Origin of the sequence: Occallatibacter riparius (genome assembly GCF_025264625.1) — a bacterium.
Taxonomy (GTDB): domain Bacteria; phylum Acidobacteriota; class Terriglobia; order Terriglobales; family Acidobacteriaceae; genus Telmatobacter; species Telmatobacter riparius.
Genome location: NZ_CP093313.1, coordinates 4339572 through 4356566, shown reverse-complemented (window position 1 = coordinate 4356566; position 16995 = coordinate 4339572). Strand labels below are relative to the sequence as shown.

The window sequence follows — 16995 nt, the reverse complement described above, 5'->3', positions numbered from 1 at the left end:
CAAGTCCAGCGAATCCAAATCCAGTGAGTCGAAGTCCGGAGGCCTGGTCCAGGGCACTCTGGAGATGCTCATCCTGAAAACGCTGGCGCTCGAGCCCATGCATGGGTATGGCGTTTCCGTGCGCATTGAGCAAGTCTCTTCGGGAATATTCCGCATCAACCCCGGTTCCCTTCTGCCCGCTCTGAGCCGCATGGAGCGCGCCGGGCATGTCCGATCAGAGTGGCGCGCGACGGAGAACAACCGGCGCGCGAAGTACTACATGCTGACCGCAAAGGGGCGCAAGGCGCTGGCCAGCGAGACTGAACAGTGGGACCGCCAGGCGGCCGCGATTCGCCGCATCCTCGAAGCCTGAGGGAGTCCGCAGCGGCCGCTCGAGCCGCGACGATTCCGCAGGCTGTGATCGCAATGGGCGCAACGGTTGCGCATTTCACAACGCTCAGTGCCGCATGGAGAACGGGAATGAACCTGCTGACGAACTTATTCCGTGGTCTTCGATCGCTGTTTGGCAAGCGCCGTGTGGACCGGGAACTCGATGAGGAACTGGCCGCGTTTGTTGAGGCGTCGGCTGCGGACAAGCAGCGCCACGGCATGTCGCGGGAAGCGGCTCAGAGGGCGGCGCGTGTTGAAGTCGGCAGCGCGGGCGCGGTTAAGCACCAGGTCTGGTCGTCGCGCTGGGAGTCGGTTCCCGACAATTTCTTTCAGGACATTCGCTTCGCTCTGCGGCAATTGATTAAGAGTCCGGGCTTCACGACGATTGCGATTCTCTCGCTGATGCTGGGCATTGGCGCTAACACAGCGATCTTTACGCTGCTGAACGTGATTCTGCTGCGCCCGCTGCCGGTGCAGAACCCGAAGGAGTTGCTGCTGTTTGGAGACGGCAGGGCTTCTGGCAGCACAGGATCCATTCCCGACGGCAGTTGGCGGCTGTTCTCGTATTCGTTCTATCGCGACTTCCGCGCGAAGGACGTTTCGTTCTCGGGCGTTGCGGCGATCAGCAGCTCTCAATTTCATACGAAGGCGTCCATTGCGGGTGGGGCTTATCAGACGACGCAGGTCGATCTGGTCTCAGGCAGCTTCTTCAATGTGCTGGGTGTACCGGCGTTCCTCGGACGAACGATCGGGGAGTCCGATGACGCTACGGCAGGAGCGGCGCCGGTCGCCGTAGCCAGCTACACGTGGTTCCAGAGGCACTTCAATGGGGATACGGCGGCGCTGGGTAAGGTCATCCGGATTCAATCGCACGATTACACTCTGGTGGGCGTTGCGCGGCCGGGGTTCACCGGCATATCCGTTGGGCAGCCCGCGGATCTGTGGATTCCGCTATCGATGGAGAAGGAAATTTCGCCGGGATGGAATGGACTGGATAACAAGTTCTTTCAATCGCTTTATCTGATCGGGCGCCTCAAGCCTGGGGTGACGGCGGCACAGGCGAGTTCAGAGACCAACGTGCTGTTCAAGCAGATTGTGCGCAGCTACATGGGCGCGCAGCCTTCCGCACAGCACCTGGATGATCTTGCGCACGCGAGCGTGGAGCTTACGCCGGGCGCACATGGAGTGTCGCGGCTGCGCGGAAAGTTCTCATCGCCGCTCATGATCCTGATGGCGATTGTCGCGCTCGTGCTTCTGATCGCATGCGCCAACATCGCCAACATGCTTCTGGCGCGCGGAGTGAATCGCACGCGCGAAGTTGCGGTGCGCATGGCGGTGGGAGCGACGCGCCGGCGCATTGTGGTGCAACTGCTGACGGAGTCGCTGCTGCTGGCCTTGCTGGGAGCGGCGGCGGGCATGGCGCTGGCATGGAAGGCGAGCGCGCTGCTGCTGCATATGGCCACGCCAGGGCCGGAGCCGATTCCGCTGGATGTTCACCCCGACCTTGCAGTGCTTGCGTATACGCTCGGCGTCACGGTGATTACGGCACTGCTATTTGGGATGCTGCCGGCGTTTCGCGCAACGGGGCTGGAGTTTACGCCGGCGCTCAAGGATGGGCGCGGGAGTTCGTCGGTGTCGACGCGCGGCGCGCTGGCGCGGTCGCTCATTGTTGGCCAGGTGGCGCTGTCTGTGTTGCTGCTGGTTGTTGCGGGGCTGTTCGTGCGGAGTCTCATCAATCTGGCCAGCATCGATACTGGGTTCGACAAGCACAATGCGCTGGTGTTCTCGCTCGATTCGAGCACGGCGAATCTGCCGCACAAAACGCCCGATGAGATTCGCTCGGTGCGGTTGCAGGAGCAGATCGAATCGCGCGTGCAGACGATTCCCGGCGTGCAGGCAGACAGCTTTGCGTTCTTCACGTTCAACCAGGGCGGGTGGAGCGACCAGGTGCTGTTCCAGGGTGTTACGCGAACACCTCATAACGGTGAGGATGTGTTCTTCAACAACGTCGGCAACGGATTCTTCTCTGCGATGGGCATTCCGCTGGTTGCCGGGCGCACATTCACGGCGAACGACACACAGACTTCACCAAAGGTCGCGGTGATCAATGAAACCATGGCGCGGCGGTTCTTCCCAGACGGTTGGGCGATTGGGAAGCGCTTCGCTATTGGGGAGGCTCCGGATCATCCCGGCGAGATTGAAGTGATCGGCATCGTGAAGGACGCTAAGTACACCGCTCTGAACGAAGGGACACTGATGGGCGCGTACTTTCCATGCACCCAGCAGGTCGGGTTCTACGGCAATTTTGTGGTGCGTTATGCTCCCGGTGCGAATCGCAGCGAGATTATCTCGCGGACCCGTGCGGCAGTTGCGCAAATCAATCCGAACATTCTGCTCAACAGCGTGACCAGCCTTGAAGAGCAGGTGGATGGATCGATCGCGACGCAATCTCTGATTGCGCGGCTATCGAGCTTCTTCGGAATCGTCGCGGTGTTTCTGGCATGCATCGGGATCTATGGGCTGCTGTCGTATTCCGTGGCGCGGCGCACGAGCGAGCTGGGGATCCGCGTGGCGCTGGGGGCGCGCTCAGGCGCTCTGCTGTGGATGATTCTGCGCGAGAGCCTTCTGCTGCTGGCCCTGGGACTCACGGTGGGAGCCTCGGTGGCGGTAGGCTCTACGCGCATTCTCAAGAGTCTGCTGTATGAGCTGAGCCCGCTGGATCCAATGGCTATGGCGATTTCGATCGCTGTTGTGGCTGTGATGACGCTTGCCGCGGCATGGCTGCCGGCGCATCGGGCGACGCGGATCGAGCCCATGCAGGCGCTGAGGACGGAGTAGGCTGACTGCGGCGCGGTTGAGTGCAGGCAGGTGCGACGAGGCAGAGTGCGCTATAGTGGGACCCCATGAAAGTCATGGGACTACTCATCGCGTTGAGTTTTGCAGCAGGTTCAGGCGCGCAACAATCTGAACACGACAAGATCGCCAGCGGTCCCTTTTCGACGGACGAGCTGCAGAGCTTTCGCGCGGTTGAACCCATCGATACGCATGCGCACGTGTTTGCGGCGGATGGCTTTGTTGCGCTCCTTGAACGGCTCAATTTGCACATTCTGGACATCCTGGTTGTCGACGATATGTCGCCCACGCACAAGGATCTGAGCAGGCAACGGAGCGAGGCCATGGACGTCGTGAGGGCCAGCCATGGATATGCCGCGCTTTGCACGAGCTTCGATCCGTATTCGTTCAATCAGCCAGGCTACGCGAAGAACGTCATCCGCGGATTGGATGAGGACTTCGACAACGGCGCGATTGCGGTGAAGCTCTGGAAGAACGTGGGCATGGAGATCAAAGACGCGAACGGGCATTACCTGATGGCCGACAATCCGGTGTTCGCGCCGATTTTTCAGGATATTGCTGCGCGTAACAAGACGCTTGTGGCGCATCTTGCCGATCCGGATTCGGGATGGCAGCCGCCGAATCCGGCGTCGCCGGACTACGAGTACTACCGGGACCACCCGAGTGCGTATATGTACGGAAAGAAGGGCGTGCCTTCGAAAGAGGAGATTCTGCGCGCGCGGGATCATGTGCTTGAACAGAATCCAAACCTGCGCGTGGTGGGCGCGCACCTCGGCAGCATGGAGTCGGACCTGGATGAACTCGGCAGGCGCCTGGATCGATACCCGAACTTCGCCGTGGATATTGCGGCACGCGTGCCTTACTTCGAGATGCAGCCGCGGGAGAGGATGATCGCATTCATCACGAAGTATCAGGACAGGCTGATCTATGGAACCGACGTGGATTATGCAGGGGGAGCGGAATCGTCGCTCGGCTGGATCGAATCAGTGTATGCGAATGATTGGCGCTACTTCGCGACCAGCGACACGATCGAGTACAAGGGAAAGCAGGTGAAGGGGCTGAGCCTCCCGGACACTGTTCTGCGGAAGATCTACCACGAAAACGCGGTGAAATGGTTTCCGGGAATTGTGAAGCCGCGATAGTTGCCGCTTGCGACACATGCCAATTCTCCTATCTCTGAAGGAGAACCACCTCGATAGCCAGAACAGCGAGGAACAGGAATTTGAGACATCCGACTAATCTCAACTTGGCGAGGGTTTCTCGAGGCAGGCTCTTCAGAATGCGCTCCCGCCTGATCTCCTCCTTTATGACGTATAGCGCGCCATAATCGCTCACGTCTTGGTGTTGGAGTTCCAGGGGCTCGTCGGTCAATCTGAGCCTGCGTCTCCGCTCCCAAAATGCGCAGAAGAATGCGGCGCCGATGGTCAGAACGTATAGCGCGATCTTGAATGGGAGTATGGGCACGACAGGAGGATACAACCGCAGATCCTTCGACCGCGTCCGCTCACGCTACTTCACTCAGGATGACAGAGTCTGTGGGAAATCTGTGGTCTCCCACCCCAAGCGCAAAGTACGCGCTTAGGATGGGGCACCCCGGATTTGCGGCGACGATGCTCTTACGCGAAGAAGATGTTGAGGGCGATGGCGCCGAGGAGAATCGCCACGGCCAGGGCTTCGGGGCGCTTCCACCAGACCAGGTGGCTCGTTTCCGGCTTGGGCGTGAGCGAGTGCACCAGGCCCACGAGTTCGGATTCGGGCTTGGGCGGGGAGAAGCGGCTCACGATCACCGTAACGATGAAGTTGGCACTGAAGGCCCAGATGGCTCCGTAGAAATTCATCGCCATGTCGCTGGGATACGTGTGGATGACGTGCAGCCATCCGCCGTGAATGCCCACATGCGCCTCGATCGGCAGAGTCAGGCCATGATGAATCACGGCTGCACCGGTTCCGAAGATGAGACCGGTGAAAGCGCCGTGGCCCGTGGTGCGCTTAGAGAACATGCCGAGGAGGAACGTGGCGAACAGCGGTGCGTTCACAAAGCTGAATACGAGCTGCAGCGTGTCCATGATGTTGTTGAAGCTGATGGCGGCGTACGCAGTAGCAATCGACAAGAGGATGCCGCCGACGGTGGCCCATCGGCCGACCTTGAGGTAATGCCGGTCGCTCGCGCCTTTGTGGATGTAGGACTGGTAGAGGTCGTAGGTGAATACGGTGTTGAACGCGGTGACGTTACCGGCCATGCCTGACATGAAGCTTGCAAGCAGCGCGGTAAGTCCCAGGCCGAGGATGCCCGTGGGAAAATAGTGCAGCAGCATGTTGGGCGTCGCCATATCGTAGTCGAGCAGCGGCTTCCCGCTGGCGTCGAGCATGGGTTGCCCAGTGACAGGATTGATCTTGGCGGGGACAATTCCCTTCCCTTGCTCCACCTGCGGCGAGACTACCTGGATTTCGTGGGTGATGGTGCCGTCCGCGGCGCGGGTGACGGTGGTGGTTGAGTGCGGCGTGGGAATCGCGATCGCGATCAGTCCCGGAAGGATCACGAGGAACGGAAACAGCATCTTGGGCACGGCGGCGATGAGCGGCACGCGACGGGCTGAGTCCATGTTGTGCGAGGCCATGGCGGTCTGGATGACGAGGAAGTCGGTGCACCAGTAGCCCGCACCAAGCACAAAGCCCAGGCCCATGCCGATGCCGATGATGTCGATGCCCATGGGATTGGTGGAGGGGTGAAGAACGCCTCGCCACTGATGCATGTACTCGACGGGCAGCGCCGCTTTGAGCCCCGACCATCCGCCGATGTTTTTGAGGCCAATCAGCACCAGCGGCAGAAAGCCGGCGATGATGAGGAAGAACTGCAGGACCTCGTTATAGATGGCGCTGGTGAGTCCGCCGAGGAAGATGTAGCAGAGCACGATGATGGCCGAGAGGATGATGGCGAACGTGAAGATGCCTCCGGGCGGCAGGCCAAGCGAGTTGAAGAGGGAGTCGAAGACGTGCAGCGCCTGGATGAGGCGCGCCATCGCGTACATGGAGATGCCGGAAGAGAACACGGTCATCACGGCGAAGGAGCAGGCGTTGAGGGCGCGGGTCTTCTCATCGAATCGCAAGCGGAGAAACTCCGGCACGCTGCGAGCCTTGGAGCCGTAATAGAACGGCATCATGAAGATGCCGACGAAGATCATGGCCGGGATGGCGCCGATGCCGTAGAAGTGCGCGGTTTCGAGGCCATACTTGGCGCCCGAGGCGCCCATGCCGATGACCTCCTGCGCGCCGAGATTGGCGGAGATGAAGGCCAGGCCGCAAATCCACGCGGGGAGCGCGCGGCCGGCCTGGAAGAAATCCTTGCTCGTCTTCATGTAGCGCTTGAGGGCAAAGCCAATGCCCAGCACGAAGACGAAGTAGAGGATCATGATGAGCCAATCAACGGAATGCAGGTGGGCGTCAGTCATAGCGAGTGTGAAGCGTGCTCCTTTGGGCGGAGGGTGCGCGGGTGAAGGCGCAAAAATGGTGGAAGGTACCGCGTACCACTGTATTGACTGAAGCGCGGATGCGTCCAGTGGAAAATGTAAACGTTGTCAGAGCTTGAAAGCCGCTGTTCCTGCTGCATCGCTTTACTTGGTGTCGTGCGTATCAGGCAGAGTCCAGGCGAACAGCACGCCTCCGCTGCCGCTGACTACGTACTGTTTTCCGTCCAGTTCGTAGGTCATGGGAGATGTCTGCATGGCGGCGCCTGTCTGCGCGTGCCATAGGGTCTTTCCGTCGGCGGTGGAGAGGGCCAGCATGTTCCCCTCGGAATCGCCGGTGAACGTGAGGCCGGTATCGGTGGTGAGCACGCCTGCGCCGGAGTGATCACCCACGTCGTGTCGCCAGCGAATCTTGCCCGACTGGTAATCGATGGCCTGGATGTAGCTGTGTCCCCACACGTCGTAGTCGGCGCCGGCCCAGCCGTAGGCGCCATCTTCGGGCTTGGCGAAGTAGATGCTGTAGCTGAAGTGCGTATCGACGATGAACAGGCCGGTCTTGGGGTCGAAGCTGGGAGAACGGTAGTTGGTGAGGCCGCCCTCGTCGGGTGCGATCAGGCGTCCATCGCGCTTGGGGTCCTTGTCGGGGTTGGGGATGGGCTTGCCATCCTTATCGACGCCGAGTGCCCAGTTGACGGGACCGTACGGCTCGGTCAGCAGGCTCTTGCCGTTAGTGCGGTCAAGTACGAAGAAGTAACCGTTGCGCGAGCTCTGCATCAGCATCTTGCGCGGCTGGCCGTGGAAGTTGGCGTCGACCAGAACGGGTGTCTCCACTGCGTCCCAGTCGTGGGTGTCGTGGGGGGAAACGGAGAATCCCCACACCAGCTTGCCGGTATCGGGGTTGAGCGCTACGACGGCACAAGTCCAAGGATTATCGCCCGGGCGCACGGTGCCGTTGAGTACCGGCGTGGGGTTACCGGTGCCCCAGTAGAGGAGATTCAGCGCGGGATCGTAGGTACCAGTCATCCACGTTGCGCCGCCGGTGCCGACTTTAGATTCTTCGGCGGGTGGAGTGGCCAGCCATTCCCACTGGAGATCGCCCGTATCGGGGTCGTAGGAGCGGAGAAGGCCGGGGATGTTATCGAGGTCGCCGCCGATGCCGGCGATGACATGATCTTTCACGACGAGGGGGGCCATGGTGGACCAGTAGCCTTTGTGGACGTCGGCGATCTCCTTGTCCCAACGGAGGCTGCCGTCTTTGGCGTTGAGGGAAAGCAGGTGGGCGTCGGGGGTGGTGAAGTAGAGCCAGCCCTTGTACATGGCGACACCGCGATGGCCAATGTGTTCGCCTTCTCCTTTGGGATGTTTGTAATGCCAGATCATGTGGCCAGAGCGGGCGTCGACGGCCCAGATGTTGTCGGGGACGGTGAAGTAGAGGATGCCGTCGACCAGGAGGGGGGAGGACTTGATCCAGGCCTCCTGGTTGGTCTGGAAGGCCCAGGCCAACGTGAGATTGTTCACGTTGGAGGGGGTGATCTGGGTGAGCTTGCTGTGGCGCTGCCCGGTGTAGTCACCGTGATAGAGGGGCCACGTGTCCTTGGATGGATGCAGGAGTTGGGCTGGGTCAAGTTCCTGAGCAGCAGTGGCTTGCGATCCTAAGAAGACAGAGGCGGCGGTGGCGGCGGCAAGCACCAGCGGGAAGAATCTCATCAGGGGAATGACCTCTCGTTAACGGGAGAAGTCTACTTGGCGGCGTTTGGAGCGTGCAAGGTTGAGGCGAGTAAAGGCGGCAGTCAGCCATCAGCCTTCAGCCGTCAACTGGCCGCGGGCGTCATTTGACGGGGGCTGTCATGTCACATCGGTGCGTAATTGAAAACAGAGTTGGCTACAACGCAACTGAACCGCTGCATGGGACCGAGAGGCGAATTCCGCGCTTGTCCCGATGCAACCTCATGACCTAAAGTTGGCTTCCAATCTTAGAGTGCCACCCCCACAGGCGGAGCATGCTTCTTCGCTGTTGCAGACTCCTCCTTCCCGAAAGTGCATCCGGTGTCCAGAAACCAGGCAGAGCCTCCCATGGAACAGCAAGCGGAATTGTTAGAGAAACCTGGGATCAGTCTGTTCTCGGGCCCTGGAGAGATGGCTCGGTTGATGCGCGAGCTGGACTGGCGCAACACCGAGCTTGGCGATCCAGATCAGTGGCCGCGTTCCTTGCGGGTTGCCGTGCGCCTGCTGCTGGGCAGCGGCTACCCCATGTACATTGCATGGGGGCCGGGGTTCATCCAGTTTTACAACGACGCATACCGGCCGATACTGGGCAAGCTCAAGCACCCCGCTGCTCTGGGCATCGGAACCCCAGATACTTTTCCTGAACTATGGGAGTTTATTGGGCCCATGTTCCGGAGGGTGTTACAGACAGGGCAAGAGACCACGTTGCTGGGCCAGGCTCTATTCCTGAACCGCGACGGCTACATGGAAGAGTGCTACTACGACTTCTCCTACAGCCCGATTCCCAGCGACGATCTGGGGGAAGTCGGCGGCGTCTTCGTCACCTGTTCGGAGGTCACGGGGCAGGTCTTCGAACAACGACGCCTGAAGACCGTTCGCGACCTGGGCTCGAGCGATCCCCAGGCGCGCACGGCGGAGGAGGTATGCCGGGCCGCCGGGGGGGTACTGGCGGAAAACCAACTCGATATTCCGTTCGCGGCGATTTACCTTGTGGACGAACGCGTTGGGGTGGCGACACTGCAGGCGGTGACGGGGGCTGCTGCGGGAGGTCCGATTTGCCCGGAGACTTTATCGCTTGCCGAAGATGCGCCGTGGCCCGTACGCAGCGCGCTGGAGGCCACAGCGGTTCAGCACGTGCCTGACCTGAAGAGCAGGTTCGCACAGGTCCCGGCGGGCCCATGGCCAGAGACCCCGAACGAGGCTGTCGTCATTCCTTTCAGCAGCGGATCCGTGAATCCAGTCGGATTCATCGTGATCGGCGTGAATGCGCGCAAGCAGTTCGACGACGCGATGGAGCAATTCCTCGCGCGCTGCGCGCAGGTGATTTCCGGGCGGCTAGCCAATGCCCGCGCCTTGGAAGACGCGCGCCGCAGAGCGGAGTCGCTCGCGGAGCTGGATCGAGCCAAAACGGTTTTCTTCAGCAACATCAGCCACGAGTTCAGAACGCCGCTGACATTGATTGCGAGTCCGCTGGAGGACCTGGCATCGTCTGCTTCGATGTCGGCAGCGGACCTTGAGCGCATCGATCTCGCACAGCGGAATGTGATTCGTTTGCAGCGGCTCGTCAACAACCTCCTGGACTTTTCGCGGATTGAAGCGGGACGGGTGGCGGCGACATTCGAGCCGCTCGATCTGGCGCTCATGACGAAAGAGCTGGCGAGCGGATTTCAGTCCACATTCGACAAAGCAGGACTCGCACTGGTCATCAAGGCACCCCCGCTTTCCGAGCCCATCTATGTGGACCGGGAGATGTGGGAGAAGACGGTCCTCAATCTAATCTCAAACGCTTTCAAGTTCACGCTCTCCGGCTCTGTGACGGTGGAGTTGGCGGAGAACGCCGAGAGCGTCGAACTGCGCGTCACGGACACGGGCGTGGGCATTCCTGCATCGGAATTGTCGAAGGTGTTCCAACGCTTTCACCGCATCGAGAACACACCGGGGCGAAGTTACGAGGGAACCGGCATCGGGCTCGCGCTCGTCCACGAACTCGTGAAGATTCACGGCGGCGTCATTGAGGTGACCAGCGCCGAGGGAGAGGGGTCGCACTTCATCGTCCGGCTGCGCAAGGGAGCGCAACACCTGGATTCTGAGAAGATCAAGAGCGCGCCCCCCAAGGCGCTTGTTTCCACGCGCCTCGACGGATTCGTGATGGAAGCCCTTCGCTGGATCGAGGAATCGGGATCGTCCGACGCTGCCGTTGCGCTGCCCGTGACGGACGCGCTGCTTGGAGATGCTGCTGCGCTCCCGCAGGAGAAACGTCACCGCCTACTCGTGGTGGACGACAACGCGGACATGCGGTTTTACCTCACGCGCCTGCTCGAGCCGTCTTTCCACGTGGAGACGGCCGGGAATGGTGCAGAGGCGTTGGGGAAGATGCAGCGGGGCCGGCCCGACCTGGTTCTGACCGACGTAATGATGCCCGTGATGGACGGGTATGCCCTGTTGAACAGCATACGTTCGACGCCAGAGATCACAAGGATGCCGGTGATTATGCTCTCGGCACGCGCCGGCGCGGAACTGGAACTGGAGGGCCGCGAAGCCGGCGCAGACGATTACATCACAAAGCCGTTCTCAGCCCGCGAGTTGGTAGCCCGCGTCCGTTCCGCCTTGAAGATTGCGGAGGTGCGCGCTTCGAGTGAAGAGGCCGTCCGAGCCAGTGAGAACCGCGCCCGCGAGGTTCTGGAACGCACCACCGATGCGGTCTTTGTGCTCGATCGTGACTGGCGCTTTACGTATCTCAATCCCAACGCTGTCGAACTTATCGCGAACGGTCGAGATCTGATTGGAAAGACCGTGTGGTCCGAGTTTCCGGGTGCTGTGGGCAGTGAATTCTGGCACCAATATCATCGCGTAATGCTTGAGAATGTGAGCGTCGATTTTCAGGAATACTATCCCGAGCCGCTGGACAAGTGGTTCGAAGTGCATGCATATCCGACCGAAGCAGGCATCGCGGTATTTTTCCGCGATATTACGGCGAAGCTCAAAGCAGAAACGGCGCTGCGTCAGTCAGAGAAACTTGCCGCTGTCGGGCGTATGGCTTCGTCGATCGCACACGAGATCAACAATCCGCTGGAGGCGATTACGAATCTGCTTTATCTGATCGAGAGCGATCAGAACATGGAGGCAAGGACGCGCGAATTCCTGACTGCGGCCCAGTCCGAGCTTAACCGTGTTTCGCACATCGCGACACAGACCCTGAGCTTTCATCGAAACAGCGCAAACCCGACGCCGGTAAGGCCGGCAGAACTCGTCGGCTCCGTTCTCTCTCTCTTTTCGACACGGCTGTCTCATCCAGACCTGCGGATCAAGCGTCAAAGTCGTGGCGATGCAATCATCCGCGGCTATCCCGGGGAGCTCCGGCAGGTGCTCTCAAATCTGCTTCGGAATGCGCTGGATGCAGTCGGGCAAAGTGGAGAAATCATCATCCGTGAACAGGCGTGTACGCATGCTCGCACCGGACAAGCAGGGGTTCGGATCACGATTGCAGATTCCGGGCACGGAATGAATCGCGAGGTTCGCAAACGCCTTTTCGAGCCTTTCTTCAGCACCAAGCCGGCCACCGGAACCGGATTGGGATTGTGGGTGAGCAAACAGATCATAGACAAGCATCGTGGCAGCATACACGCTCGCTCTTCCACGCACCCTCGCCACCACGGCACGGTGTTTTCCATCTTTCTGCCCGCCGATGGACCGATTGCGAGAACAGATGCGACATGAAGAGCTTCGGTCTGCACGATCGAGCTTAGGTATCTCGGGCAGGCGTTCTCCTGCGCTCACTTCGCGCCTTCCACCTTCCAGTTCAAGGCGACAGTTACGGCGGGCGTCGCTACCACGTTGGGGGTGATGATCAGGAAACGGTTTCCGTCTGGCGCGACGTCCCAGCTCATGGGGCCACTGCGTATTCCGGTGTCGACAATGTTGGTCTGGAACAGCGGTCGCGGGGTCCCCGAGCGAAACACCGGCCGCGTGGTCACATCGACCTCCATCATGCGCGAGTCAGCCGAGATGTAGAAAAGCTTCTTGCCGTCGCGGCGCCATCGCGGCAGCACTCCACCTCCCCGAGACACCAGCCACTTCGCCCCTCCCGACTGGGGGAACGGAATCACATACACCTCGCCCTGCCCCGATTCGTTGGAAGTGTAGGCGAGCCAACGGCCGTCAGGAGAGAACTGTCCCTGATCTTCGGCGGCCGCGGTTTGCACCACGGGAAATGGCTTGCGATCTCCGTTGACCGCGATCGCCATCAGGTCAGAGCCGACGCCGAAATCAATCTGCGCATAGACCAGGTATTTCCCATCCGGCGACCAGCTCTTGGGTGCAGCCAGATTCTTCACCTTGGTCAGCAGTTCTTCATCACCTTCGCCGCTCGCGAGCTTACGGTAGATGCCGTCGTCGACTTTGCCGTAGGCGATGTATTTTCCATCGGGCGACCACACCGGATTGGCCCCACCACCAAACGTCAACCTGGTGCCGGTTCCTGCAGCGAATTCTGTAACCCACACACCGCCGTCAAAGTGCTCGCCGAGAAGCTTCTTTCCGTCGGGCGAGATCATCGCAACTGCACCCGCGTTTGGATACGAGCCGAGATTCTTGCCTTCGCGATCGCGCCACACGTATTGCCAGCCTGTTGGCTGGCCGGAAACATACGCAAGCACACCGGCGGTGGACCCCGCAGCAAGGCGGTACCGGTCGGGTCCGCCGGCAAGCTCCTGCGCAACGGATACGGCATCGCCCGCCGACTCCAGCCGTTTTACATCGAACGGCAGCGCCATGAGCGCGTTTCCGCGCTCGAAGAGCACAGCGCCTATCCTGCTTCCAGGCGGCGGAGCCATGAACTGCGCGCTCGTAACGTCCGGCACGAGTTTCCGCGCGTCTGCTGTGTGCGTTGCGCCCAGCCACACTCCATCACCGCGCGTGGCCAGGTAGTGCTCACCATCCGGGAGGAAAGAGGGATAAGCGCCGCTCCTCACGCCTGCAGACTCGGGCAGAAGCGATACCTCTCCGCTGACGGGTGACACTCGTTTGATGAGGTCCTGGCCGGCCACGAGGATGTCACCCTTTGCACCCCACGTGCCTCCCAGCGCGGCCAGCGCAACGCACAGCGTCTGCACGGGGCCGCCGGCGCGATCGATCTTCTTCAGCCTGGCATCGGCAAAGAAGGCGATCGACCGCCCGTCGGGCGACCAGAATGGATGAAGTGCTCCATCGGTGCCCTCCAGCGGCGTCATCTCCAGCGCATCCAGAGATCGGACCCAGATCTGCTGGCGGCCGTCTCTCACCAGAACGAGGGCCAGCGAGCGGCCATCCGGCGAGAGAGCCATGGACACCGCGCGCGCTCGATCGGGAAGCACAATGCTGAGGCGCGCCGGCTGCGGCGGGGGCGACGGTCTGCGCAGCATGAAGTAAGCTAACGCGGCCAGCGCTATCGCGGCAAAAGCGACGCCGGCGAGTGGATTTCGCCATGAACTCTTTTGGCTTGGCGCGGAAGGCAGTGCGGCCCATTCGAGCTCCCACTTCAGATCGGCGACTGATTGCCATCGCTCCTCGGGGTCGCGCTCAATGCACCGGTTCACCAGGCGGGCCAGCACGGGCGGAACTTTGTCCATCCGCTCGGGGTATTTGCCGGTCAGCATCTCGCGCAGCATGAGACCGAGCGCGTAGATGTCGGTTCGCGCATCGGCGGCCGCGCCTTCGAACAGCTCTGGAGCCATGTAGGCCGGGGTACCCAGGAGCACTCCCTCAACGCTCACCGCGGGATCGGCGGCTGTTTTTGCGAGACCAAAGTCGAGCACCTTTACGCCGACTTTGGTCAGCATGACGTTGCCGGGTTTCAGGTCACGATGAATGATGCCCTGGCTGTGCGCTGCGGCAACGGCTTCGGCAATCTGCTTGCCGATCTGCACAACCTGCTCTGGGGGCAGCGAGCCGCGCTTGAGACGCTCGGTCAGGGTCTCGCCCTGGATCAGCTCCATCACCAGGTAATTGGCGCCAACGTCATGCAGCGTGCAGATGTTGGGGTGATTGAGAGCCGCTATGGCTCGCGACTCCTTCTCGAAACGGCCGCTCCACTCCTTGAGGATTTTTATCGCAACCGTGCGGCCGAGCCGCGTATCGCGGGCGCGAAAGACCTGCCCCATTCCGCCTTCTCCCAGCGGGGCTTCAATCTTGTAGGGCCCCAGGAGGGAGCCGGGCTCCACTTCGGGGACGGGCATCTGGATCAACAGTTCCGCCGCACTTTGATCGAGAAGCTTTCCGGCGTCTTCCGCGTCCTCAGAGTCCTGGGCCAGCAGCTTCTCCACTTCGCGCCGCAGGCTGGGCGCAACGTCATCGAGCACAGCAGTGCCGCGCTCGCGCGCCGAGTGGTACAGCTCTTCGATCTGACGCAGATCTTCGGGTCGCATGGGGATATCCGCGGGGAGTGCCAACCATCATAAGATCGGCACGTACGGGCTGCAATCGCCTCTTTGCAATTTCGCAAGGGTTCGGGCCTGTGCCTCCGGGGTATAATCGGCGCGAATCAAACAAGATGACTGAAAGCATTTCGGAAACGACCGCGCTGCTACGCGCCTGGGCCGGAGGCGATCGCGAGGCCCTGGAGAAGCTCACTCCGCACGTCTATCGCACGCTGCGCCGCATAGCCGGCAGCTACATGCGCAACGAGCGCGCCGGCAACACCCTACAGGCCACCGCCCTCGTCCACGAAGCCTTCATCGAGCTGGTTGACATCACGAACGTCGACTGGCAGCATCGCGCTCATTTCTATGCGATCTCGGCGCAGATCATGCGCAATATTCTGCTGGACCGCGCGCGCCGCCGCCTGGCCGCCAAACGCGGAGGCAGCGCAGAGCGGCTCAATCTGGATGAGCTGCCGGACATCGGCGCGATCCGCGCCCGCGAACTGATCGCTTTAGATGATGCGCTCAAAGCGCTGGCCCAGCTGGATGCGCGCAAGGCGCGCGTAGTGGAGATGCGTTTCTTCGGCGGGCTGAGCGTGGACGAATCCGCCGAGGTCCTCGCGGTTTCGCCGGAGACTGTGATGCGCGACTGGAAATTCGCGCGCTCCTGGCTCCAGTCCCAGATCAGCCATAACTAGGATCAGCCAGAACTAGCTGAAAAATAAATTTTGACCTCATGCCAGTTTTCTTCGCGGTCTTGCGCCTGAAGGGGTGAAGGCGGTTATGCCGCCGCAAATTCACACCTGAGACGGAGGTCGTTATGACGAAGATGATGTTCCGCATTGCCACCCTTATCCTGGCTCTTGCCACAACGCAGACCATCCTGCACGCACAGGAACGCGAATCCATGGGAATGGATCCTATGCTGGGCACGTGGGATGTGCACGTCACCGTAGTGGATTGCAACGACGGGCATCTCATCCGTACCGTTCGCGCCCTGCAGTTGTTCAGCCGCGACGGATCCTTCAGCGAGACAGCCAGCACCTACCTGCGCGGAAGCAGCGTTGGCACCTGGAGCCACGGTGATCAGAGGCGCGCCTACGTCGCTTCATACTGGTTCTTCCGCTACAACACGGATGGCACGCCTCATTCCATCGCCGAGGGACTCAACAGCATGACGCTCAACCCCGACGGCCAGAGCTTCACGGCAAAGGGGACCATTACCGATTCTGACCTGGCCGGCAATGTGATCTCCGTTGGCTGCGTGACGCACGCGGCGACGCGGCTGAGCGGACCCGGACGGTGAGCTGTTCCAACCACGCTTGCGCGATGCTTGTCCCCTACTGCGGGCCGGAATGACGCCGGCCCGCTGCTCCATTCCCGTGGCAGTCTACGGCCCTCGCCGAGCGTTCCTTTATCATCGGTGGACGAGGTTGGCATGCCTAAGCTGCGCGGAAAAGTCGTATCAGGAATGGGGAATTTCTCGGTCTGGATCGAGAGACTCCGCGATCACTACCTGCGCAAGACGGGAATGCTGCTGTTCCCTGGCACCCTGAACCTGCAACTCGACGAACCCTGGTTTGTTCCCGCGGGCAGCCTGCGTCTCGAAGCCGCGGAGTATGGCGGGACCGTCACCGTGAACATTGTTCCCTGCTCGATATTCGGCAGACCAGCGTTCATCCTTCGCACCACCGCAAATGAAGAAGGGCGTGGACACCACCCGCGAACCATCATCGAAATCGCCACCGACGTGAAACTGCGCGACGCGCATCAACTGAAGGATGGCGATTGCGTAGAGGTGGAGATAGCGAGCGAGGCGGCGCTGTCGTGACCCAGAACATTGCGAGCATGTCGATCGTCGTACGAGATTACGACGAAGCCATCCAGTGGTATTGCGGCGTGCTGGGCTTCACGCTTGTTGAGGACACGCCGTTGACCGACACGAAACGATGGGTTCGCGTGGCGCCTGCAGAGTCCTCGGATTTCACGCTGCTTCTGGCGCGCGCCGTCACGCCGGAACAAAGCTCCAGGATCGGCAATCAGACTGGCGGCCGCGTGTTTCTGTTTCTCAACACAGATAATTTCTGGCGCGATTAACGTGCACTCTCCGACAAAGGCGTGGTGTTTGTCCGCCCGCCGGCAGAAGAACCCTATGGCACAGTTGCTGTATTCGTAGATCTTTACGGAAA

The 16995-nt window shown here is 60.8% G+C and carries 12 protein-coding genes; 8 read left to right on the top strand and 4 right to left on the bottom strand.

Translation table 11 applies throughout. The features are described 5' to 3' along the window. Nucleotides 1–43: 43 nt before the first annotated feature. The 3 genes from MOP44_RS17670 (at nt 44) to MOP44_RS17660 (ending at nt 4364) form a co-directional block, all read left to right on the top strand. Nucleotides 44–352 (top strand): PadR family transcriptional regulator, encoded by a 309-nt coding sequence (locus tag MOP44_RS17670; RefSeq protein WP_260796672.1) that lies wholly within the window; start codon nt 44–46, stop codon nt 350–352. 107 nt (nt 353–459) lie between these two features. Beyond that, nucleotides 460–3207 carry an ABC transporter permease gene (locus MOP44_RS17665; RefSeq protein WP_260791570.1) on the top strand — a complete coding sequence of 916 codons (2748 nt, stop codon included), beginning with the start codon at nt 460–462 and terminating at the stop codon, nt 3205–3207. Nucleotides 3208–3272: 65 nt separating this feature from the next. Next, nucleotides 3273–4364 carry an amidohydrolase family protein gene (locus MOP44_RS17660; protein ID WP_260791569.1) on the top strand — a complete coding sequence of 364 codons (1092 nt, stop codon included), beginning with the start codon at nt 3273–3275 and terminating at the stop codon, nt 4362–4364. 28 nt (nt 4365–4392) lie between these two features. Here MOP44_RS17660 and MOP44_RS17655 read toward each other — a convergent pair whose 3' ends face one another. The 3 genes from MOP44_RS17655 to MOP44_RS17645 form a co-directional block, all read right to left on the bottom strand. Continuing rightward, a complete protein-coding gene (locus tag MOP44_RS17655; protein ID WP_260791568.1) occupies nt 4393–4686 on the bottom strand; it encodes a hypothetical protein in 294 nt (97 codons plus the stop codon). Nucleotides 4687–4838: 152 nt separating this feature from the next. Continuing rightward, complete coding sequence (locus MOP44_RS17650; RefSeq protein ID WP_260791567.1) at nt 4839–6671, bottom strand: sodium:solute symporter family protein; 1833 nt, start codon at nt 6669–6671, stop codon at nt 4839–4841. Nucleotides 6672–6833: 162 nt separating this feature from the next. Then, on the bottom strand, nt 6834–8393 hold the full coding sequence (locus MOP44_RS17645; RefSeq protein ID WP_260791566.1) for an acido-empty-quinoprotein group A: 1560 nt from the start codon (nt 8391–8393) through the stop codon (nt 6834–6836). Nucleotides 8394–8822: 429 nt separating this feature from the next. On the opposite strand from MOP44_RS17645, the gene MOP44_RS17640 reads away from it, so the two are divergent. Beyond that, nucleotides 8823–12128 (top strand): ATP-binding protein, encoded by a 3306-nt coding sequence (locus MOP44_RS17640; RefSeq protein ID WP_260791565.1) that lies wholly within the window; start codon nt 8823–8825, stop codon nt 12126–12128. Between the two features lie 56 nt (nt 12129–12184). Here MOP44_RS17640 and MOP44_RS17635 read toward each other — a convergent pair whose 3' ends face one another. Further along, nucleotides 12185–14812 carry a protein kinase domain-containing protein gene (locus tag MOP44_RS17635; protein ID WP_260791564.1) on the bottom strand — a complete coding sequence of 876 codons (2628 nt, stop codon included), beginning with the start codon at nt 14810–14812 and terminating at the stop codon, nt 12185–12187. A 125-nt stretch (nt 14813–14937) separates the two neighbouring features. Between MOP44_RS17635 and MOP44_RS17630 the strand changes: the two genes are divergently transcribed. The 4 genes from MOP44_RS17630 to MOP44_RS17615 all read left to right on the top strand — a co-directional run bounded on the left by MOP44_RS17630 (nt 14938) and on the right by MOP44_RS17615 (nt 16903). After that, on the top strand, nt 14938–15504 hold the full coding sequence (locus MOP44_RS17630; protein ID WP_260791563.1) for an ECF-type sigma factor: 567 nt from the start codon (nt 14938–14940) through the stop codon (nt 15502–15504). A 122-nt stretch (nt 15505–15626) separates the two neighbouring features. Further along, on the top strand, nt 15627–16112 hold the full coding sequence (locus MOP44_RS17625) for a hypothetical protein (RefSeq protein ID WP_260791562.1): 486 nt from the start codon (nt 15627–15629) through the stop codon (nt 16110–16112). Between the two features lie 132 nt (nt 16113–16244). After that, complete coding sequence (locus tag MOP44_RS17620) at nt 16245–16637, top strand: DUF120 domain-containing protein (RefSeq protein ID WP_260791561.1); 393 nt, start codon at nt 16245–16247, stop codon at nt 16635–16637. After that, nucleotides 16634–16903, top strand: a complete 270-nt coding sequence (locus tag MOP44_RS17615) for a VOC family protein (protein WP_260791560.1) — start codon at nt 16634–16636, stop codon at nt 16901–16903. The genes MOP44_RS17620 and MOP44_RS17615 overlap by 4 nt, the downstream gene beginning before the upstream one ends. Nucleotides 16904–16995: the final 92 nt, after the last annotated feature.